The organism is Lysinibacillus xylanilyticus (assembly GCF_001708185.1).
Classification (GTDB): domain Bacteria; phylum Bacillota; class Bacilli; order Bacillales_A; family Planococcaceae; genus Lysinibacillus; species Lysinibacillus xylanilyticus_A.
In genome coordinates this window covers 268,191-288,184 of sequence record NZ_MDDN01000004.1, presented here as the reverse complement: position 1 = coordinate 288,184, position 19,994 = coordinate 268,191, and the positions used below count along the sequence as shown (strand labels likewise).

General features: G+C 38.5%; 19 protein-coding genes and 1 riboswitch. Of the genes, 14 read left to right on the top strand and 5 right to left on the bottom strand.

All coding sequences use genetic code 11. From position 1 onward, the window contains the following. Nucleotides 1–4 precede the first annotated feature (4 nt). The 5 genes from BFJ97_RS11320 to BFJ97_RS11300 all read left to right on the top strand — a co-directional run bounded on the left by BFJ97_RS11320 (nucleotide 5) and on the right by BFJ97_RS11300 (nucleotide 6,781). The gene (locus BFJ97_RS11320) at nucleotides 5–1,696 is read left to right on the top strand and encodes a methylmalonyl-CoA mutase family protein (protein WP_368072743.1); all 1,692 of its coding nucleotides are present in this window, start codon (nucleotides 5–7) and stop codon (nucleotides 1,694–1,696) included. Beyond that, entirely contained in the window at nucleotides 1,693–3,846 is a 2,154-nt protein-coding gene (gene scpA / locus BFJ97_RS11315) for a methylmalonyl-CoA mutase (RefSeq protein ID WP_068984746.1), read from the top strand. Before BFJ97_RS11320 ends, scpA begins: the two co-directional genes overlap by 4 nt. Continuing rightward, nucleotides 3,846–4,943 carry a methylmalonyl Co-A mutase-associated GTPase MeaB gene (gene meaB, locus BFJ97_RS11310; protein ID WP_068984745.1) on the top strand — a complete coding sequence of 366 codons (1,098 nt, stop codon included), beginning with the start codon at nucleotides 3,846–3,848 and terminating at the stop codon, nucleotides 4,941–4,943. The genes scpA and meaB overlap by 1 nt, the downstream gene beginning before the upstream one ends. Before the next feature lie 190 nt (nucleotides 4,944–5,133). Continuing rightward, on the top strand, nucleotides 5,134–5,574 hold the full coding sequence (locus tag BFJ97_RS11305) for a BrxA/BrxB family bacilliredoxin (protein WP_068984744.1): 441 nt from the start codon (nucleotides 5,134–5,136) through the stop codon (nucleotides 5,572–5,574). 229 nt (nucleotides 5,575–5,803) lie between these two features. Continuing rightward, nucleotides 5,804–6,781 (top strand): aromatic acid exporter family protein, encoded by a 978-nt coding sequence (locus tag BFJ97_RS11300; protein WP_068984743.1) that lies wholly within the window; start codon nucleotides 5,804–5,806, stop codon nucleotides 6,779–6,781. 20 nt (nucleotides 6,782–6,801) lie between these two features. On the opposite strand, the gene prli42 is transcribed toward BFJ97_RS11300, so the two are convergent. After that, complete coding sequence (gene prli42 / locus BFJ97_RS24700) at nucleotides 6,802–6,897, bottom strand: stressosome-associated protein Prli42 (protein WP_175401735.1); 96 nt, start codon at nucleotides 6,895–6,897, stop codon at nucleotides 6,802–6,804. 125 nt (nucleotides 6,898–7,022) lie between these two features. Here prli42 and mce point away from each other — a divergent pair, with 125 nt between their 5' ends. The 7 genes from mce (at nucleotide 7,023) to BFJ97_RS11270 (ending at nucleotide 13,308) form a co-directional block, all read left to right on the top strand. Beyond that, on the top strand, nucleotides 7,023–7,436 hold the full coding sequence (gene mce, locus BFJ97_RS11295) for a methylmalonyl-CoA epimerase (RefSeq protein WP_068984742.1): 414 nt from the start codon (nucleotides 7,023–7,025) through the stop codon (nucleotides 7,434–7,436). A 5-nt stretch (nucleotides 7,437–7,441) separates the two neighbouring features. After that, nucleotides 7,442–8,989, top strand: coding sequence for an acyl-CoA carboxylase subunit beta (locus BFJ97_RS11290; protein ID WP_068984741.1), 1,548 nt, complete (start codon nucleotides 7,442–7,444; stop codon nucleotides 8,987–8,989). 92 nt (nucleotides 8,990–9,081) lie between these two features. Continuing rightward, complete coding sequence (locus tag BFJ97_RS24145; RefSeq protein ID WP_139114423.1) at nucleotides 9,082–9,333, top strand: hypothetical protein; 252 nt, start codon at nucleotides 9,082–9,084, stop codon at nucleotides 9,331–9,333. 64 nt (nucleotides 9,334–9,397) lie between these two features. Then, on the top strand, nucleotides 9,398–10,357 hold the full coding sequence (locus BFJ97_RS11285; RefSeq protein ID WP_068984740.1) for a hypothetical protein: 960 nt from the start codon (nucleotides 9,398–9,400) through the stop codon (nucleotides 10,355–10,357). Between the two features lie 163 nt (nucleotides 10,358–10,520). Further along, nucleotides 10,521–11,636, top strand: a complete 1,116-nt coding sequence (locus BFJ97_RS11280) for a M20/M25/M40 family metallo-hydrolase (protein ID WP_068984739.1) — start codon at nucleotides 10,521–10,523, stop codon at nucleotides 11,634–11,636. A gap of 25 nt (nucleotides 11,637–11,661) precedes the next feature. Next, entirely contained in the window at nucleotides 11,662–12,144 is a 483-nt protein-coding gene (locus BFJ97_RS11275) for a chemotaxis protein CheW (RefSeq protein WP_068984738.1), read from the top strand. 139 nt (nucleotides 12,145–12,283) lie between these two features. Next, a riboswitch (cyclic di-GMP riboswitch) is annotated at nucleotides 12,284–12,377 on the top strand. Between the two features lie 43 nt (nucleotides 12,378–12,420). Further along, nucleotides 12,421–13,308: an amidase gene (locus BFJ97_RS11270; RefSeq protein WP_068984737.1), complete on the top strand. Its 888-nt coding sequence runs from the start codon at nucleotides 12,421–12,423 to the stop codon at nucleotides 13,306–13,308. A gap of 42 nt (nucleotides 13,309–13,350) precedes the next feature. Here BFJ97_RS11270 and nspC read toward each other — a convergent pair whose 3' ends face one another. The 3 genes from nspC to BFJ97_RS11255 form a co-directional block, all read right to left on the bottom strand. After that, a complete protein-coding gene (gene nspC / locus BFJ97_RS11265; RefSeq protein WP_068984736.1) occupies nucleotides 13,351–14,490 on the bottom strand; it encodes a carboxynorspermidine decarboxylase in 1,140 nt (379 codons plus the stop codon). Further along, entirely contained in the window at nucleotides 14,487–15,716 is a 1,230-nt protein-coding gene (locus BFJ97_RS11260) for a saccharopine dehydrogenase family protein (protein WP_068984735.1), read from the bottom strand. The genes nspC and BFJ97_RS11260 overlap by 4 nt, the downstream gene beginning before the upstream one ends. A gap of 321 nt (nucleotides 15,717–16,037) precedes the next feature. Then, entirely contained in the window at nucleotides 16,038–16,241 is a 204-nt protein-coding gene (locus BFJ97_RS11255) for a hypothetical protein (protein ID WP_068984734.1), read from the bottom strand. Between the two features lie 316 nt (nucleotides 16,242–16,557). Here BFJ97_RS11255 and BFJ97_RS11250 point away from each other — a divergent pair, with 316 nt between their 5' ends. Next, nucleotides 16,558–17,298, top strand: coding sequence for a tetratricopeptide repeat protein (locus BFJ97_RS11250; RefSeq protein ID WP_254660158.1), 741 nt, complete (start codon nucleotides 16,558–16,560; stop codon nucleotides 17,296–17,298). A 578-nt stretch (nucleotides 17,299–17,876) separates the two neighbouring features. Beyond that, a complete protein-coding gene (locus BFJ97_RS11245) occupies nucleotides 17,877–18,509 on the top strand; it encodes a LysE family transporter (RefSeq protein WP_068984873.1) in 633 nt (210 codons plus the stop codon). Nucleotides 18,510–18,591: 82 nt separating this feature from the next. On the opposite strand, the gene BFJ97_RS11240 is transcribed toward BFJ97_RS11245, so the two are convergent. After that, nucleotides 18,592–19,638 (bottom strand): Cj0069 family protein, encoded by a 1,047-nt coding sequence (locus BFJ97_RS11240; RefSeq protein ID WP_068984733.1) that lies wholly within the window; start codon nucleotides 19,636–19,638, stop codon nucleotides 18,592–18,594. Nucleotides 19,639–19,994 lie beyond the last annotated feature (356 nt).

The window sequence follows — 19,994 nt, the reverse complement described above, 5'->3', positions numbered from 1 at the left end:
CAACATGAAAAATATTGAATTTGAAAAGCCGTCCTATTCAGAATGGCAAGATGCAGCAATCAAGGCTTTAAAAGGGAAACCATTCGAGTCTCTTTTAACGAAAACAAGTGAAGGTCTTACATTAGAACCACTTTACACTCAAGAAAGTTTAGTAGCAAAACTTGGTGAAGAACTTGATAAACAAGTTGCCACAATCCGTTCCCTACAAAATAATCAAGCATTTCGAGTGGCTCAACAAATATATGCTGATACAAGCGAAGCATTTTTTGCAAAGCTTGATGACAGTTTAGCTCGAGGCAATGAAGTAGTAACAATTGATAGCCGTGTAAATTTTGAATGGACTGAAGAAGTATTGGCACAATTAGCGAATTATTTCTCAGAATATTCGTTTAAAATTTCGGTTGAGAATTCAAATGACCCATTATTAGCAGTATTCGAAAAAATAACAGTTGATCAGCGAGAAACTGTAAAAGGTTTCATCGTATCAAAAAACCCTATCACTTTAAATGATTTCCCGAGCGTGCGCTCGATCGGCGCGGACACAACGGTTTATCACAATGAAGGCGCTAACGCTGTGCAGGAATTAGCATATGCACTTGCATTAGCGGCAAAATACGCAAATCAAGAAGAAAGCTTTGAAGCATTCGCTAAGAAATTTTATGTATCCTTTGCGGTTGATACGCAATTCTTTACAGAAATTGCTAAACTCCGTGCTTTTAAAGTACTTTGGAAAGCGTTCTCATCGGCATACGGTGTAACAGAAAACGTAAAAATCCCTACTCTTGCAGAAACATCTTTAAGAAGCTTCTCTAAGCTGGATGTTTATGTAAACTTATTACGTGCAGCAAATGAAGCGCTTTCTGGCTTAATTGGTGGTGCGGATGTCTTTACAGTTCACCCTCACGATGCATTAACGAAACCAACAGATCAATCTATTCGTATTGCAAGAAATGTATCATTAATTTTAAAAGAAGAAACAAACGTTTTAAAAGTTACTGACCCAGCTGGTGGCTCATACTTTATTGAGTCATTAACGGCAGATTTTGTTAAAGAAGCTTGGGCTTTATTTATAGAAATAGTAGCAGCTGGAGGCATTGACGCTTTCATTGCATCAGGAAAGCTTACGGAGGAACTAGAAAAATCTTATCAAGCTCGTATCAAGTCGGCACAAACGCGTAAGCAATCATTAATCGGTACAAATATTTATGCTAACCCTGCTGATGTGCTTGAAAGCGAAACAAATCCTCAATTTGCAGAAGTTAAACGAGTTGCTGTACCTTTCGAGCAATTACGTATGGAGATGACAGCTGCAAATGTAAAAACAGGAATTTTAGCATTAGGTACACTGAAAAGCTCAAAACCACGTGCTGATTTTGTGTCAGGTTTCTTAAACACTGTAGGTCTAGTACCAGAAAAAAGTGAACCAGTAGCAACAGCTGAAGAAGCATTAGCTTGGCTAAATGCAACAGAAGCAACGTATGTGGTGATTGCTGGTAACGATGATGATGCAAAAGAGTTAGTACCAGCAATTTTAGCAGGTAAACCAGCTAACGTAATTGTTGACGTTGCAGGTAAATTTAGAGACGAAGAAGAAGCTTGGTTAGCAAATGGCTTAAACGGCTTTATTTTCGCAGGACAGAACATCATTGAAAAATTAAATTCAGTGTTCGCTAGCATGAAGGAGGTCCAACGATGAGCAAGCCAAATTTTAGTGCAGTTGAAATCGAAAAAGTTTTAGTAGCTGAAGCACCTCAAGCATCAGATGAAAAATTCATGACAAATGAAGGTATTGAAATTAAAGATATATATTCAAAAGAAGATGTTAAAGATGCAAAACATTTAAATGATGTTGCAGGTATTGCGCCTAATACACGTGGTCCATACCCTACGATGTATGTAGCTCGTCCTTGGACTGTTCGCCAATATGCTGGTTTCTCAACGGCTGAAGAATCAAATGCATTCTACAAGCGTAACTTAGCAATGGGTCAAAAAGGTCTTTCCGTTGCCTTTGACTTAGCAACCCACCGCGGCTATGACTCAGATCATCCACGTGTAACAGGGGATGTTGGTAAAGCTGGGGTAGCGATTGACTCTGTAGAAGATATGAAAATCCTATTCGATCAAATTCCTTTAGATCAAATGTCGGTTTCTATGACGATGAATGGAGCGGTATTACCAGTTCTTGCATTCTATATCGTTGCTGCTGAAGAACAGGGAGTTACACCAGACAAGTTAGCTGGTACGATTCAAAACGATATTTTAAAAGAATATATGGTTCGTAACACATATATTTATCCACCAGCAATGTCTATGAAGATTATTGCGGATATTTTTGAGTTTACAGCGAAATATATGCCAAAATTTAACTCAATTTCGATCTCTGGTTACCATATTCAAGAAGCAGGAGCAACAAATGACATCGAGCTGGCTTATACATTAGCAGATGGTCTGGAGTATGTTCGTACCGGGCTAAAAGCTGGAATCGACATTGATGCCTTTGCGCCACGTCTATCATTCTTCTGGGCAATTGGTATGAACTATTACATGGAAGTGGCAAAAATGCGTGCAGCTCGTCGCATTTGGGCACAAATGATGTCAACGTTTAATCCGAAAAATCCTAAGACATTAGCACTTCGTACACACTCACAAACGTCTGGCTGGTCTTTAACAGAGCAAGATCCATTTAACAATGTGACACGTACATTAATCGAAGCTAATGCGTCATCAATGGGGCATACGCAATCTCTTCACACCAATGCACTTGATGAAGCGATTGCGCTACCAACGGATTTCTCTGCACGTATTGCACGTAATACACAGCTATTCTTACAAGAAGAAACAGCCATGACAAAAGTTATTGATCCATGGGGTGGTTCGTACTATGTGGAAAAATTAACAGATGAAATTACAAAATCTGCATGGGCATTAATTGAAGAAATCGAAGAACTTGGCGGTATGGCGAAAGCGATTGAAACAGGTCTTCCAAAAATGAAAGTCGAGGAAGCTGCAGCAAAACGTCAAGCGAAAATCGACTCTAAAACAGAAACGATTGTTGGTGTCAACAAATATCGTTTAGAAAAAGAAGAACCTATCGACATTCTAGACATTGATAATACGCTAGTTCGTCAAAAGCAAATCGAACGTCTAGAAGCAATGAAGGCAGCTCGAAATGAAGAAGAAGTACAAAAACATCTAGCACGATTAACGAAAGCAGCACAAGATGGTGGAGAAAACTTATTAGCAATAGCAGTAGATGCAGCACGTGCTCGTGCTTCATTAGGTGAAATTTCCGATGCAATTGAAGTTGTTTCTGGTCGTCATAAAGCAGTAATCCGTTCGATCTCTGGCGTATACTCTGCAAATTTCTCAGATGAAGAGCAAATTTCTGAAGTGAAACAAATGACTGAGGAGTTCCTTGAAAATGAAGGCCGTCGTCCACGTATTTTAGTAGCGAAAATGGGACAAGATGGACATGACCGTGGTGCGAAGGTTGTGGCAACGGGTTACGCGGACTTAGGCTTCGACGTTGATATTTCTCCGTTATTCATGACACCTGCTGAGGCAGCTCAAATGGCGGTAGAAAACGATGTTCATGTCATTGGTGTATCTTCATTAGCAGCCGGTCATAAAACACTAGTTCCTGAATTAGTAGCAGAGCTAGAAAAACTAGGTCGTGAAGATATCATCATCATTGTTGGAGGAGTTATTCCAGCACAAGATTATGAGTTCCTATATAACGCAGGTGCAGTAGCAATCTTTGGTCCTGGTACAGTTATTCCTGTATCGGCACAAAAAATTATTGAAGAAATCTACAAACGTCTAGGTTATGAGGAAGTGTCTGAATAATGGACAAAAACAAAGGAATGCCAGAAAGTGCGCTATTTGTTATGGACGGAGTAGAGGCAACTCACGACGGAATGCAATATGGTACACCGAAAAAATTCCGAAAGAAAAAAGCAGACAATTTAAACATACAGGAGCTTGCACGAGAAGTACGTGCAGGCTCTCGTACACACTTGTCAAAAGCTATTACACTCATTGAAAGTTCAAACGTAACGCATAAAGTGCAAGCACAAGAACTTCTACAAGAGCTTCTACCACATACAGGAAACAGTGTCCGTATTGGGATTACTGGCGTTCCTGGTGCAGGAAAAAGTTCGTTTATTGAGGCTTTCGGAACGATGCTTTGTGAGATGGGAAAAAAAGTGGCAGTCCTTGCGATTGATCCAAGCTCCTCTTTATCAGGAGGAAGCATTTTAGGCGATAAAACTCGAATGGAAGAGCTCGTGAAAAAGCCTAATGCCTTTGTTCGTCCCTCTCCATCAGCTGGTACCCTTGGGGGTGTTCATAAAAAGACACGTGAAACAATGCTTGTTTGTGAGGCAGCAGGCTATGATGTCATTTTAATAGAAACAGTCGGTGTTGGACAAAGTGAAACGTATGTCCGTGGTATGGTTGATTTCTTCTTACTGTTAGTATTAACAGGTGCAGGAGACGAGCTCCAAGGCATGAAAAAGGGCATTATGGAATTGGCTGATGCTATCGTTGTCCATAAGGCTGATGGCGATAATGTTCGTCTGGCGAAAAAAACTGTATCCGAGTACAAGCAAATCTTACATTTTTTACAGCCTGCAACTCCAGGATGGATGTCGACAGCAATGCCGGTAAGTTCGTGGGAAAAACGTGGCCTCGACAAAGTATGGAGTACAATAGGGGAATTCAGACAAATTGTTGAAGAAAATAATTACTGGTCAATCAGACGCCAAAATCAGACGAAAGATTGGTTCCAATCGATGATTATTGACCAGTTAATTGATTCGTTTTATGGTAATCCGGAGCGTAAAGCACAAGTGCAGCTTTTCGAACGTCAAATTTTAAATGGACAGCTGACAGTAACACAAGGTGTGGATCGTTTGTTTAGCGATGAACAATCACAGAAATAATATCATCTTTTATATGAGCAAGTAGGTGCACAAATTCGTCACTAACTGCTATGATAGGAGATGATGAGCGTCGAATATCTAAAGCTAGAGTTAAACTTCTTTCAGCTGAAAGAAGTTTAAGCCTCCGGACGCAATTATGCCGAGACATAATTGATGAAGATGACGCAACTTGAAAGGAGCTAATCGCTATATGAATATGGATTACGATTTATTTATGCAAGAAATTTTAAAAACAGCACGAGCAGAAATTGAGAGTGCTGGTTATGAGCAGCTTCGCACACCAGAAGCTGTTGAAGAGGCGTTTGCTCGTCCAGGTACAACATTAGTCATGGTAAACTCAGTATGTGGCTGTGCAGGGGGTATTGCACGTCCAGCAGCAGCACAATGCGTACATTACGATAAACGTCCAGACCATCTTGTAACGGTATTTGCTGGTCAAGACAAAGAAGCAACTGCAGCTGCTCGTTATCACTTCGGTGAAGATCACTTACCATCCTCTCCGTCATTTGTGTTATTAAAGGATGGACAAGTAGTAGCAGAAGTTGGACGCTATGAAATTGAGGGTCATGACCCAATGTCAGTAGTAACAAATTTACAAGCAAACTTTGAAGAATACTGCGACGAACTTTAATTTCAATCATTAAATTAAAAGAGAAGCTATTTTTTAGTAGAAAGCTCCGCAGGCTATAAATCGTCTGCGGAGACTTCTTACCTAACCACATTCCCCGTGGATAGCTTTGATTCTTTAGACGTAATTATAGTGCGATTGGAATTTTTGTAATATTGGCTAAATGATTGGCTGATAGTTTTCTTAAAATGAATAAAATAAGTAGAATACTGAAAGATAGGAGGCAGTCGACTTGAAGAAATTTTCAATCGGCTATCGTACTTTAAAAACGGCATTTGGTGCAGCAATCGCTATTGCCATTGCCCAATATTTTGATTTAGCTTCTTATGCATCTGCTGGTATTCTAACAATATTATGTGTACAGCCAACGAAGAAAAAATCCATTCATGCTGCTTATACACGATTCGTCGCAAGTATAATCGGTATGCTTTATGCATTTTTGAGCTTTGAGCTATTTTCCTATCATCCGCTTACATTAGCAGGTATGCTTATCATTTTTATACCAACAATCGTGTCATTAAAGGTAGCAGATGGTTTTGTTTCGAGTGCGGTTATTATTATGCATATTTATGCTGCTAAAAGTTTTTCATTGGCACTTGTTTATAATGAATTTGCTTTAATGGCGATTGGCTATGGGACGGGAATAGCTATAAATATGTATATGCCAGACATTCAAAAGGAATTAAATTACTATCGAGTTAAAATTGAGGAACTTTACAGTAAGATTTTTTTAGAAATTGCCAACTATTTAAGAGAAGGCGATACAATGTGGGATGGACAGGAAATCATTGAAGCAATCACAGTATTAAATAATGCGAAATCCTTAGCATTTAAAGATGTTGAAAATCATTTTACGAGACGGAAAAATGACTACTATGTTTATTTTGATATGCGTGAAAAACAGCTAGAAATTATAGACAGGGTCCTTCCAAAAATAACGGCACTTCCTGTTATAGTACAAGAGGCAATTATCGTTGCCGACTTTCTGCAAGACCTCGGTGAGCACGTTCATTCAGGAAATACGGCTCGCCATTTTAGAGAAAAACTAGAGCAGGTAAAGCGAGATTTCGCCCAATTACCTTTACCGAAAAACCATGAGCAATTTCTAGCACAAGCGGCGCTCTATCAATTTATTGAGGAAATGGATCGCTATTTAGAAATTAAGCAGACTTTTAAAGGTTTAAATGTAAAGAAAGAGCGTCCGCAGTAATGCAGACGCCTCGCCTCTCTTTATACTATCATTGATAAACCAAATGCTAGAGATGAAATTAACATAATCGCGATCATAGTATAGATAACGATTTTTTGAAATTTTTTATTACTCATATGCTCGTTCGCTCCTTCTTTTCTTATAAATAGTTTAGCAAATCTGAAAAATTTCTCAAGTAGTAGAGTTTTGACGAAAAAGTCTGTAAAATAGATTATGTACCATAACAGAAGGAGATGTCACCATGGAGAGAGTAGATCATATTGGGATTGCAGTCCGCGATCTTGATGAACGCATTACATATTATACAGAAACTTTAGGCTTAAAGTTACTGAAAGTGGAAGAGGTAGAATCTCAACAGGTTCGTGTTGCATTCATTGATGCGGGTAACGTAAAAATTGAGTTATTAGAACCGATGAGTGAAAAAAGTGCTATCCACGGATTCATCGAAAAACGTGGGGAAGGTATTCACCATGTAGCTTTCGGTGTGACAGGAATTCGTGAGCGTATGGCAGAGCTTCGCGAAAAAGGCGTACGTCTATTATCCGATGAACCAGGACCAGGTGCTGGTGGTGCTGAGGTTGCTTTCATGCATCCGAAATCATCTTTCGGTGTGTTATATGAATTATGTGATAAAAGTGGAAAAGGGGATAAGTGATCAGTATGGATATGTTCGACAAAATTAATGACTTGTATGACCGTAAGACGGTAATTGAACTTGGTGGTGGCTATGAACGCATCGACAAGCAACATGAAAAAGGGAAATTAACAGCTCGTGAGCGTATTGAATTATTACTTGACGAAGATACATTTTTTGAAATCAACCCATTCATAACACACCGTACAGTAGACTTCGGTATGGACAAAATGGAAGGTCCTGGTGACGGTGTAGTCACAGGTTTTGGTAAAATCAACGGACGTCCAGTATACTTATTCTCTCAAGATTTCACAGTATTTGGTGGAGCGCTTGGTGAAATGCATGCTAAAAAAATGGCAACAGTAATGGACTTAGCTGCGAAAAATGGTACACCATTCATCGGTATAAATGATTCAGGCGGTGCTCGTATTCAAGAGGGTGTACTTTCACTTGACGGTTATGGCCATATTTTCTATCGTAATGCAATCTACTCTGGAGTAATTCCGCAAATCTCCGTTATCATGGGACCATGTGCTGGTGGAGCGGTATATTCTCCAGCAATAACAGACTTTATTCTAATGGTTGATAAAACATCTCAAATGTTCATTACAGGACCTAAAGTTATTGAAACAGTAACAGGTGAAAAAATCTCTGCTGAAGATTTAGGTGGTTCTAAAGTAAACAACGCTGTAAGTGGTAATGCACACTTCCGCGCACCATCTGAAGAAGAAGCTATTAATGAAATTAAGAAACTATTAAGCTACTTACCACAAAATAATAAAGAAAAAGCACCGCGTCAGGCACGACCAGAGGGTGATGACTATCGTCCAGAAATCGTGGATACTGTACCAATCGAAACTACTCGTCCTTATGATGTACGTAAAGTTGTCGAGCAAATAGTGGATGAAGGCTCATTTATGGAAGTTCATGCAGAATTTGCGAAAAACGTAGTCGTTGGTTTTGCGCGTATTGCTGGTGAATCAGTTGGTCTTGTATGTAACCAACCTAAAGTATTAGCTGGTGGATTAGATATTGATTCTTCAGACAAGGCTGCTCGTTTCATTCGTACTTGTGATGCTTACAATATACCAATCATTACATTTGAAGACGTTTCTGGCTTCTTCCCAGGCGTTAAACAAGAGCATGGTGGGATCATTCGTCATGGAGCTAAAATCCTTTATGCATACTCAGAAGCTACTGTACCAAAAATTACAGTCATTCTGCGTAAAGCATATGGTGGTGCATACGTTGCCCTTAACTCTAAATCAATCGGAGCAGACCTTGTATTTGCTTGGCCTAACGCAGAAATCGCGGTTATGGGAGCGGCAGGTGCGGCAAACATCATCTTCGCGCGTGAAATTGCCAAATCAGAAGATCCAGAAGCAACACGTGCAGCGAAAATTGAAGAATATAAAGAAAAGTTCGCGAATCCATACGTTGCAGCATCTCGCGGTATGGTAGACGATGTTATCGATCCACGTGATACACGTATTAAGTTAATTCAAGGGCTAGATATGCTATCAAACAAACACGAAACACGTCCAGAGAAAAAACACGGAAACATTCCTCTATAAGAATTGTACAAGTCTAGTAGTCATTCGATTACTAGGCTTTTCTTTTAATCTTGAACTAATTTGAGAAGTTAAAGCTTCCGCGGATTACGCGAGTGAAGCGGCACAAGGGACGCCCCTCATTAAGCTTTGCTCTGTGCGAAAGCGAAGCGTCAGCAACAATGTTTTATCTGCGCGAAAGCGAAGCGTCAGCGGCAATGTTTTATCTGCGCGAAAGCGAAGCGTCAGCGGCAATGTTTTATCTGTGCGAAAGCGAAGCGTCAGCAACAATGTTTTATCTGCGCGAAAGCGAAGCGTCAGCGGCAAAGCGCCCAGCCGTAACGGAAATCAATCACACGGAATGCTGATGAGAAAGATAATTGAAACATATCCTCGTTTCAACCGTACATATATGTAGAGGAGTTGAGATGAATGGAATGGAAACAATTACAAAAAGAGCAGGAAATGATTCATGCACAATTAAGAACTGTCAGTAGGTTAAGTGAACAAAGGGATTTAATTGAAAAGCAAATCGAGCATGCACAACAAGAAATTTATAAACATTCTACAGCACTCAATCAAATTCGTATGAAACTCGATAAGTTAGAAGGCTTTTCTTTTATGAATATGATTCGTACGTGGACAGGGCAACAAGATGAGCTACGTGCAGAAGAAATCGACAAGGCAGCCGTGCTTGAATTAAAAATAAATGAAGCAAAGAAGATGGAAACTGATTTGATAGCTGATTTAGGGCAAGTAAACACTAAACTTTCTCAAATTGATGAACAAGTGTTGCACGAGGCGTTAAGCGTATTAAATGCTAAAAAGAAAAGCTACTTACAAATACATGAGCCTGAACAGGCAAAAAGGCTAGAACAATTAGCGCATGAAGAAATGTTAACGAAACAACTAATTGTAGAAATAAAGGAAGCTGAAGAGGCTGGTGAAGCAGCACTGACTAAGCTTGGACAAGCAGCAGAGTCCTTGCATTCCGCAAATGGATACTCAACATGGGATACGTTTTTTAGTGGGGGACTTATTGCTACACATTTAAAGCATGATGCACTTGATAAGTCCGAAAATTATCTTCATAATGCTCAAATAGCTTTGCAACGTTTTCATAACGAACTACTGGATGTACATGATATGTCTACGAAAACATTATCAGTTGAGACCGATGGATTTGTAAAATTTGCGGACTATTTCTTTGATGACATTTTTTCAGCTTGGTCCGTCCATTCCAAAATATCAACAGCAAGAGAACAGGTTTCTCGTGTACAAGATGATGTACATAATACGATTTGGCGTCTGCAGGATAAACATAACAAGGCAGAGGATTATTTGCAGTCTCTACAAAAAGAGAAAGAAACTATTTTCCAAGCATCGAAGTAACCTGTGAAAAGAATCTCCTTCTTTCATAGGTTTTTTCTTCATTTTGCAATAAGGAGTGATTGGTGATTTTCGTAGCGAATTATTTCAACTCTGCAGACGTTGTGCTAAAATAAAATATATACTATAACGTGGAAAAACACGTAAACTAAGGGAGTCTTACAACATGACAAGTCGTTTAGTAGAAGAGTTTTTTGAGCTCGTACAAATCGATTCAGAAACAAAACATGAACAAGTGATTGCGCCGATTTTAATCGACAAATTAACAGCGCTAGGTTTTACAGTAGAACAAGATGATGCACATACTCGTAACGGGCATGGAGCAGGGAATATACTTGCAACATTAAAAGGTTCGTTGGATGTCGAACCTATTTATTTTACTTCTCATATGGATACAGTTGTTCCAGGTAAAGGTATTAAACCGTCTCTTCGTGAAGATGGCTATATCGTATCCGATGGTACAACAATTTTAGGTGCTGATGACAAAGCTGGCCTTGCTGCTTTATTTGAAATGGCTAAACGCTTAAAAGAGCAAAATATTGAACATGGAGATATTGAATTTATTATTACAGCTGGTGAAGAAAGTGGACTCGTTGGAGCTAAAGAGTTAGATCCATCTAAAATTAAAGCAAAATATGGTTTTGCTGTAGACAGTGATGGCAAAGTAGGCGGTATTGTAACAGCTGCACCATTCCAAGCAAAAATCTTCGCTAAAATAATTGGGAAAACAGCTCATGCTGGTGTTGCTCCAGAAAAAGGAATATCTGCGATTACGGTTGCTTCTAAATGTATTGCACAAATGAAGCTTGGTCGTTTAGATGAAGAAACTACAGCAAATATCGGTCGCTTTGAAGGTGGCCAGGCAACAAATATTGTATGTGATGAAGTGACAATACTAGCAGAAGCACGTTCTATCGACAAAACGAAGCTTGATGCACAAACTAAGCATATGCAGGAAACGTTTGAGCAAGTTTCTGCTTCATTAGGGGCAAAAGCTGAAGTTGAAGTGAAACTAATGTATCCTGGCTTCCGTGTAACAGAAAAGGATAAAGTTGTTCAAGTGGCAATGGCGGCTGCACATAGCATTGAACGTACACCAAAGCTTGGTATTTCTGGTGGTGGATCTGATGCCAATGTTATTGCTGGCTTCGGTATCCCTACAGTAAATTTATCTGTTGGTTATGAAGATATTCATACAACAAATGAAAAAATACCAGTAGAAGAATTAGAAAAATTAGCAGATTTACTTGTCGAAATTGTAAAAGAGTCTGCAAAAAAATAACAACAGAGTCGAAGGATGTGACCGCATGGAAAGTGTAAAGGCAGTAGTCTTTGCTTGTGGTACAGAAGAATATGCAGTACCTGTGGAGCAAGCGATTTCGATTGAAAAGTTAGAGCATGTAACACCTATTCCTCATTTACCAAATTATCTACTAGGCTTCACAAGAATTCGTGGTGAGCTTGTGCCTGTGCTTGATTTTGAACGTATTCTTTACAACCGTTCTTCAAATACTGCAACAGCACGTGTTATCGTATTGAACACGGATGTTGTGAATTATGGATTACTTGTGACAGATGCTCGTGAAATTCTTGATTTTGATGAGTCTGTATTAAAGCAAGTGGGACTTGTCAATTATTCAAAAACACGCTACTTTACAGCTGTGGCAAATCTGGAAAATCGTATGATTACATACGTAGATCCAAAAATACTTGTGAATTCATTAGAAGGTATTCGTGAAATTATTAATTATTTGCACAAATTGCTTGAAAATGAAAACGTAGAGGCTTGAGTACTCTACGTTTTTTTTTTGCTTCTATAGTAAAAATCACCTGTGTTTATACGATTTTATCGAACAGTACTCCCGATAATTATTAATTGGACCTACAGACATTTTCGTTCTAACTGCGTATTATGTAAAGTAATAAAACTACTGTAAAAGGCAAACTTCACTGAAAGGGAAGGACGCAAAGCCATGAGTCTAAACACTATATTAGTATAGTGCATGATTGTCAGGTTGCCAGGTTCTGTTCTATGAGCCTTGGTAAATAGAATGGAGATGTAACATATGGTAAGTCGTTCACTATCAAAAGCAATCATTGCTTTTATAGTAACAATTGTAAGTACGCTAGGTTTAACAATAGGAAAGGTAGAGGCAACGGCCATGCAAGATAGAGCAACTTGGTTATGGGATACGACAAAAATTGTTGAAGATGAATCAGGCGTACTCCAATTTTTAGAAAGCAAAGATGTTAACAAAGTCTATTTACAGATTAATACTGATATAGCAAATGACAATTATAAAAGCTTTATTGACAAAGCAACAACAAAAGGTATAAAAGTATATGCATTGGATGGTGCTGCAAGTTGGGTATCAGAGGATGGCTATAAAATGCAGGATCAACTGTTTGAGTGGTTACATACATATAATGAGAGTGCATTAACAACAGAGCAATTTTCTGGAGTCCACCTGGATGTAGAGCCTTATCTAAATAGTGGATGGAGCTCGAACCAAGTAAATACAATAGAATCCTATCAAGCGCTCCTTACTAGAGCGAAAGAGGGGGCCAATCAATTACAAATACCTTTGGAAGTCGATATGCCATTTTGGTTTGATGAGATCGCTTATAGCAATCAATATGGCAATGGTATATTAGCTGAATGGGTTATCGATCAAGTGGATAGTGTTTCGATCATGGCCTATCGAGATGCAGCTAAAAACATTATCAAAATAGTTGAAAATGAAATAGAGTATGCACAAAAAGTAAATAAATCAATTGTGATTGGTGTAGAAACAGGCGCTTCTAACGAGGGGAAAACAATTACCTTTTATGATAATGGAGAAGCCTTTATGAATAAACAATTAGCAACGGTTCATCGTCATTATGCCAATAAAACAAGTTTTAATGGTTTTGCCATTCATCATGTCGATAGTTGGATGAATATGCGGCCATAATAAAAAATCCTCTCCAGCTGAAGTTGGAGAGGATTTTTTCTATTAGGAAAGTCGACCGCTATAGTCTTCAAATTTAAATTCACGAATAACTTTAATGCCTTCTTCATCGTTATAAGAAACGATTGATGGAAGGTTTACCCCATTAAACATATGGTTTTTCACCATTGAGTAATGTGCCATATCCGTGAATACAAGACGATCTCCTGGTTTTAAAGGTTGTTCAAATGAATAATCACCAATAATATCACCAGCAAGACATGTAAGTCCGCCTAGACGATATGTGTGTGCTAGCTCATTTGCTTGACCAGAACCGATAATCATAGGGCGGTATGGCATTTCTAGAACGTCTGGCATATGACATGTTGCCGATGTGTCTAAAATTGCTAAGTCCATACCGTTTTTCTGAATATCAAGAACAGTTGCTACTAAATAACCAGTATTTAGTGCAACAGCTTCACCTGGCTCTAAATATACGAGAAGGTTATACTTGTCTTGAATATAATTAATGATATTCACTAGCTTTTCCACATCATAATCTTCACGAGTGATATGGTGACCACCGCCAAAGTTTAACCATTTCATTTGATGCAAAACATCACCAAATTTTTCTTCGACAACTTGTATAATACGCTCTAACGTATCTGAATTTTGCTCACACATTGCATGGAAGTGTAGGCCATCAATACCGTCAAGTTGTGACTTGTCGAAGTTGGCTAATGTTGTACCTAGGCGAGAATTTGTGTAGCAAGGATCGTAAAGTGCTGTTTCAATTTCAGAGTACTCAGGATTAATACGAATACCACATTCAATTGTTTTACCAGCAGATTTTACTTTATCCTTGTACTGTGCCCATTGGTTAAATGAGTTAAACACGATGTGCTCAACATAGCCTAGAAGCTCGTCCATCTCATGCTCCATATAAGCAGGTGCATAAACGTGTACTTCCTTGCCCATTTTTTCATAGCCAAGTCGTGCTTCATGAAGTGAGCTTGATGTAATGCCGGCTAAATATTTACCTACTAAAGGGAATGTTGAGTGCATTGAAAATCCTTTTAAGGCAAGTAAAATACGGCAGCCTGTACGATCTTGAATCGATTTTAAAAGCTCTAGATTTTTTGTTAATAATCGCTCATCCACTACGTAAGAAGGGGATGGAACTTTTGAAAAATCAATTGGTTTCATTTGCTTAGTTCCTTTGCATCTAAATCAAGGTCAAGTAATTCGGGATTATGGCTTTCTTGCCATGGTAGACCCCATTTATTTAGCGCATCCATGAATGGATCTGGATTGAAATCTTCGACGTTCCAAACGCCTGGTTTACGCCATTCACCGTTCATCACAAGCATCGCACCAATCATTGCTGGTACACCAGTTGTGTAAGAAATCGCCTGTGAACCAACTTCGTTATAACATTCTTCGTGGTCACATACGTTGTACACATAATAAGTTTTTTCCTTGCCATCTTTTAGACCGCGAACGATACAACCGATATTTGTTTTCCCTTTTGTGCGTGGTCCAAGTGATGCTGGATCAGGCAGTACTGCTTTAAGGAAGTGGATTGGTTGAATCATTTGCCCTTCAAACTCGATAGGCTCGATAGAAGTCATACCAACATTTTCTAATACTTTTAAGTGTGTTAAGTATTTTTCTGAGAATGTCATCCAGAAACGGATTTGCTTTAAGCCTTTAATGTTTTTAGCAAGAGATTCTAACTCTTCATGGTATAACAGGTAAATATCTTTTGGTCCAATTTCTGGTAAGTTATATACTTCTTTTTTCTCAAGTGGTGCAGTTTCTACCCACTCGCCTTCTTTCCAGTAACGACCATTCGCAGTAATTTCACGAATGTTGATTTCTGGGTTGAAGTTTGTTGCGAAATGATAACCATGATCACCAGCATTTGCATCCACAATATCAATGTAGTGGATTTCATCAAATTCATGTTTTTGAGCATGAGCCGTGAAAACGCCCGTTACGCCTGGATCAAAACCACTACCAAGTAATGCAGTTAAGCCAGCTTTTTCGAACTTCTCTTTGTAAGCCCATTGCCATTTATATTCAAATTTTGCCGTTTCAGGTGGCTCGTAGTTTGCAGTATCCACATAGTGTACACCTGTCGCTAAGCAAGCATCCATAATCGTTAAGTCCTGATAAGGTAGTGCTACGTTAATGACAACATCTGGTCCAAAGGCTTTAATAAGCTCGATAACCTCTTCTGTATTGTCTGCGTCTACCTGTGCAGTTTGGATCTTTGTTTTTCCGCCTTCTAGTTTTTCTTTTAGAGCGTCACATTTTGAAACAGTTCTACTTGCGATACAAATTTCCTCAAATACGTCCGAATTTTGAACACACTTGTGTACCACAACACTGGCTACTCCGCCAGCTCCGATAATCAATGCTTTACCCAATTGTCTACCCCCAAGTTCATAAAAGTATTGTCAAACAAGCTGATTATACAGAAAATTGATTTACTACTCAATCATTGTTTTTAAATTTTCTACAAAAAAATTTATTTTTCTACAACAATCAGTCGTATTCAGAGGGGAATACCACGAAAAAGGAAGCGTTCTATGAAAAAAAATCCCTTTACTACTGCTGTAGAAAGGGGAGGAAATGAGCATTTTTACCAAATCGTTTTGTTCGAATTACAGGATGCACTTTGTTAAAAAATTGATAACTCATCACAATTCTAATTATAAGCTTCGAAACTATATTTTCCACCCAGCGATTTATTTAGAAAAACGATTTGAAATTAAATTTTCATCCCGCCATAAATAAAAAAAGATAATGAGTAATGTACTTAAAAATCCCGTCACAAGGGCATAAGTACTGAGGGCCACGTCCACTTGACTTTGCAGAGCATAAATAAAAATAGCTCCTAGTGTAAACAAGTTTCCAATAATAAGCGATATAAAATGATAACGACTATTCATAGCAAGCCCTCCTTTAGATTGAATGCACAAATGATGCAGATAGACTACTTCAATTATCTCATAATTCAGAACTTTAGCAACCTTTTTTGATAATGGTAAAAAACAGTACTTTTCTAATGCAATGTCATGCTATTGCATTAGGATGATAAGGGAAAAGTCCTGGTAGATATGTTAATACCAGCTCATCTAATGGAACATACGGCATATGAAATTAGTTGAATTGAAAGAATTTTTAGATGATAATAGCTCCTTTTCTCTCTAAAGATGGTAAACTACCTATAAGACTTTTCTTTTGGTGAAGGTGAGGATTTTAATAGTGATCAAACAGTTTGATGAGCAAGTCCAACAGATAAATGAATTATTTTTAAGTGGAAAAGTGAAAGAAAGCTATCAGTTAGCGAAAATAGTTTTAGCTGATAGAGCGTTTACTGAACATGAATCATTGGCAACCATTCAACAGCACGTCGCGTTGTTAGAAGCGAACGGCTATGCAAATATGCCTGTTCCGTCTACTGAGAAGGAGAAGCAAAGTGTTGAACGGGCAGATGGCTCCTACCCAGAGCGTGATGTACTCGCTGCTTATTTAGGAAGTCAGGATGATGAACAGTTTGCTAAAGTGGTAGACGAATTATTAGCTGGATCCGTGGAAGCGCAAGCGAATGCCTACTATACAATGGCGGAATATTTTGTTCTTGCTAAGGAGTATGATAAGGTAATGGCGCAATTTGTTGAAGCGGTAAAATTACAGCCAAATAAAGCTCTTTACTGGGGAGCCTTTGCACAGTTTTTGAACCGTAGTGAAGGCAGTCCGTATTTAGCACTGCGTCTCATTGAAGAAGCAATACAGTTAGATAGCATGAACCCTCGCTGGTACTATATTCAAGGAAATATTTTCTTGCAACTTGTTGCAGCAACAAAAAATTTAAGCTATTTACCGGCTTTAGAAGAAGCCTGGGAAAAGGCTAAAAAACGCTGCTCTGCTAAACAGATTGCCCTAAAAGTGGACATTGCGAAATCTAATGACCTACTATTGCAATGGAAAAAGCAAATGTTATAGAAAGAAAGGATACCTCTCGTAGTTAGGGGGGGTAGAAAGCTATAAGTATGACTCCAAATAATGTCATATAATTAAGGAATCATAAATAAAATAGGGAATGAACAATCAGGTTTAACTATATTAATAATTATTCCATTAAAATGAATAATTATTAATATTTACGTCTTTTTCTGTATTTTTATGCTATAATACAAATATAAACGGACGTATGAAACTTATTTTATCTTTATTCAGCAGATCTTTTCTGTGCGAAAGCGAAGCGACAGCAGCAAAAGTGTTTTTCTGTGCGAAAGCGAAGCGACAGCAACAAAAGTGTTTTTCTGTGCGAAAGCGAAGCGACAGCAGCAAAATGTTTTTTTGTAGCGAAAGCAACGCGACAGTTACATCCACCTTTATAGGTGAAGAGATGAATGCGGATTTGGTTCCTTTTCAGTGGATACCCAAACACCGACTGATTGAAGATAAAGCCTCCGGTGGATGTCACGGATATTTTGAAAGGAATGAATTGTGCGTGCACAATTCAAAATCCGGACGCAATTACGCCAAGGCGAAATTGATTGCATGAAAGAAGTGTTGCTTTGAGTTTATATGTAGCGTATGTGTTGGTAGGAATTGCGATTGCCATGCCTGTTGGAGCTATTACAGTAGAAATGACAAAGCAAGGACTAAAAAATGGTTTTATGCATGGCTGGGCTGTAGGGCTTGGCGGTATGACAATTGATGTTGTATTGGTTTTTGCTTTATATATGGGACTTGCCTCCATTTTAGCAATGCCTATCATTCAAATTCCTATGTGGCTTATAGGGGCGGGCTTCTTATTCCTTTTAGGCTTGGATTCGATAAAAAATGCTGACCATGATATTACACTGGCAGGCGAGAAAGTGACAAAATCGTTTTTCACGTCTTATCGAAATGGTTTACTAGTAGCAATTTCGCCTGGAAATTTAGTTTTCTGGGTAAATGTTTTCGGTGTCGTACTAGCCAAATCATATGGGCAAGGGGAGTCGGATCATTTTTTAGTCATTGCTGCAGGGGTTCTGAGTGGCATATTGTTACATGATATAGGCTTGATGACCATTGTTTCTGTTACCCGTAAAGCGATGAGTCGTAAGGTCATAAAGTCGCTTACAATAGTAGCGGGTGTATTATTAATTGGCTTTGCAGGGTATTTTATCTATGAATTTATACAAGCTATTAAGATCTATATATGAAAAGTGCGATCCCAAAAGATCGCACTTTTTTCATTTATCCTGTATTATCCGTCAGTAAAAGCACCATTACTTAAAGTCCACTTTACGCTGAAACTTCGGCATTTTCATGGATACAAGAGAGAATTTCCTCTGCTACTTGATGTGCTAAAGAGAGTTCAGAAGTGAAGCCTACACATGAACAATTCATTTCCCCTAAAATATAGCAATCTTCACCAGCTTCGTTTGTATCAAGCATGAAATCGGCCGTCCATATGAGTGGTAAAGCATAATTGCCTAGTAAACTAGTTACGAGAGGTAGTTGGGTTAAAAAGTTTTGAACAAGCTCTTCCCAGTCTTCCGGTGCGTCATAGCGATATTGAGCTCCTGAGAACAGTGTTGCACTAAAAGCGTCTTCGGAATCTGCTGGTTTTTTATGTACTACGTGTACTGCTTTATCACGCAGCATAAATAAGCGGATTTCACCTTCAGTAATACGAGGAAGGAAGCGCATATCAATTAGCATGCCATTTGGACCTGTAATATACTGTTCACAGAACGTCATGAAGTCTCCAAGTTTCCAATATTCCACATGATTATCTTTTGCTTCGGTACATTTAATCTCCGCATCAAGTGGCACTTCTGTAATCCCTTTAGCAAGAGGTTCAACTAATTTTACTCGCCATATCCCTTCGCCCGTTGAACCACGATTTTGCTTTAGAACTCGTTCAGTAATAGCAAGAGAGGTAGGGAATTGGGCTTTAAATGCTTCAACCGTATAATAAGCAAATGTATCATTGGGCACTAAATTTGTAGAAGATAGCTTTGATAATACATCTTTAGAGCCATAGCCAATCATTGCATCTGGATGAGGCATACCGATGACACCTTCATTACATAGCTCGCGTAACATATCAAAATATTCTTCCTCATGCTGTAAGTTTCCTGGATTTATACGTGATACAAAGGCTGCACCATGCTCTTTGACATAATGATAAATTTCCTCTTTTTTTGTCACATCAAAGAAAATGACTTCTGCATCCTGTCCTCGTTGTTTTAGCGCATTCACCATTGGCATTGTATCTTGTCGATAGCCATCTGGTCCCTTATCTGTGCCGCCACGAACTTCGAAAAAAATAACTTTTTTATCCATAAAAATACCCCTTTAATATGATTGATGATATTTTCAGTATAATGGACAGACAAGGAAAAAGGATATATAAAATAAGTAAATTTTATGTATAGATTTATCGTATTTATGATCTTTTATAGGAATTAACGACTAATATTTTTCGGAATAATCCAAATTTATAGAGTGTATGCTAAGAGTGTTTTTTCTGAAAAACAGTGAGGTATAAAATCATACATAGAATAAGCAAAGTTCCGATAAATTAAAAACTACCGAAGGAAATTTTAAGCCAAAATACATTTGTTATAACAGCTTAAGGAGTTCTAGGCTGCGAAGCAAGAATACCCGCGGAAGAGAGGTAATATCCGCGCGCGAAGCAA

Bases quoted from the DNA above. Each gene is read 5' to 3' on its own strand.
- BFJ97_RS11320 (WP_368072743.1), top strand. From the start codon at position 5: ATGAAAAATATTGAATTTGAAAAGCCGTCCTATTCAGAATGGCAAGAT.
- scpA (WP_068984746.1), top strand. From the start codon at position 1,693: ATGAGCAAGCCAAATTTTAGTGCAGTTGAAATCGAAAAAGTTTTAGTA.
- meaB (WP_068984745.1), top strand. From the start codon at position 3,846: ATGGACAAAAACAAAGGAATGCCAGAAAGTGCGCTATTTGTTATGGAC.
- BFJ97_RS11305 (WP_068984744.1), top strand. From the start codon at position 5,134: ATGAATATGGATTACGATTTATTTATGCAAGAAATTTTAAAAACAGCA.
- prli42 (WP_175401735.1), bottom strand. From the start codon at position 6,897: ATGAGTAATAAAAAATTTCAAAAAATCGTTATCTATACTATGATCGCG.
- mce (WP_068984742.1), top strand. From the start codon at position 7,023: ATGGAGAGAGTAGATCATATTGGGATTGCAGTCCGCGATCTTGATGAA.
- BFJ97_RS11290 (WP_068984741.1), top strand. From the start codon at position 7,442: ATGGATATGTTCGACAAAATTAATGACTTGTATGACCGTAAGACGGTA.
- BFJ97_RS11285 (WP_068984740.1), top strand. From the start codon at position 9,398: ATGGAATGGAAACAATTACAAAAAGAGCAGGAAATGATTCATGCACAA.
- BFJ97_RS11280 (WP_068984739.1), top strand. From the start codon at position 10,521: ATGACAAGTCGTTTAGTAGAAGAGTTTTTTGAGCTCGTACAAATCGAT.
- BFJ97_RS11275 (WP_068984738.1), top strand. From the start codon at position 11,662: ATGGAAAGTGTAAAGGCAGTAGTCTTTGCTTGTGGTACAGAAGAATAT.
- BFJ97_RS11270 (WP_068984737.1), top strand. From the start codon at position 12,421: ATGGTAAGTCGTTCACTATCAAAAGCAATCATTGCTTTTATAGTAACA.
- nspC (WP_068984736.1), bottom strand. From the start codon at position 14,490: ATGAAACCAATTGATTTTTCAAAAGTTCCATCCCCTTCTTACGTAGTG.
- BFJ97_RS11255 (WP_068984734.1), bottom strand. From the start codon at position 16,241: ATGAATAGTCGTTATCATTTTATATCGCTTATTATTGGAAACTTGTTT.
- BFJ97_RS11240 (WP_068984733.1), bottom strand. From the start codon at position 19,638: ATGGATAAAAAAGTTATTTTTTTCGAAGTTCGTGGCGGCACAGATAAG.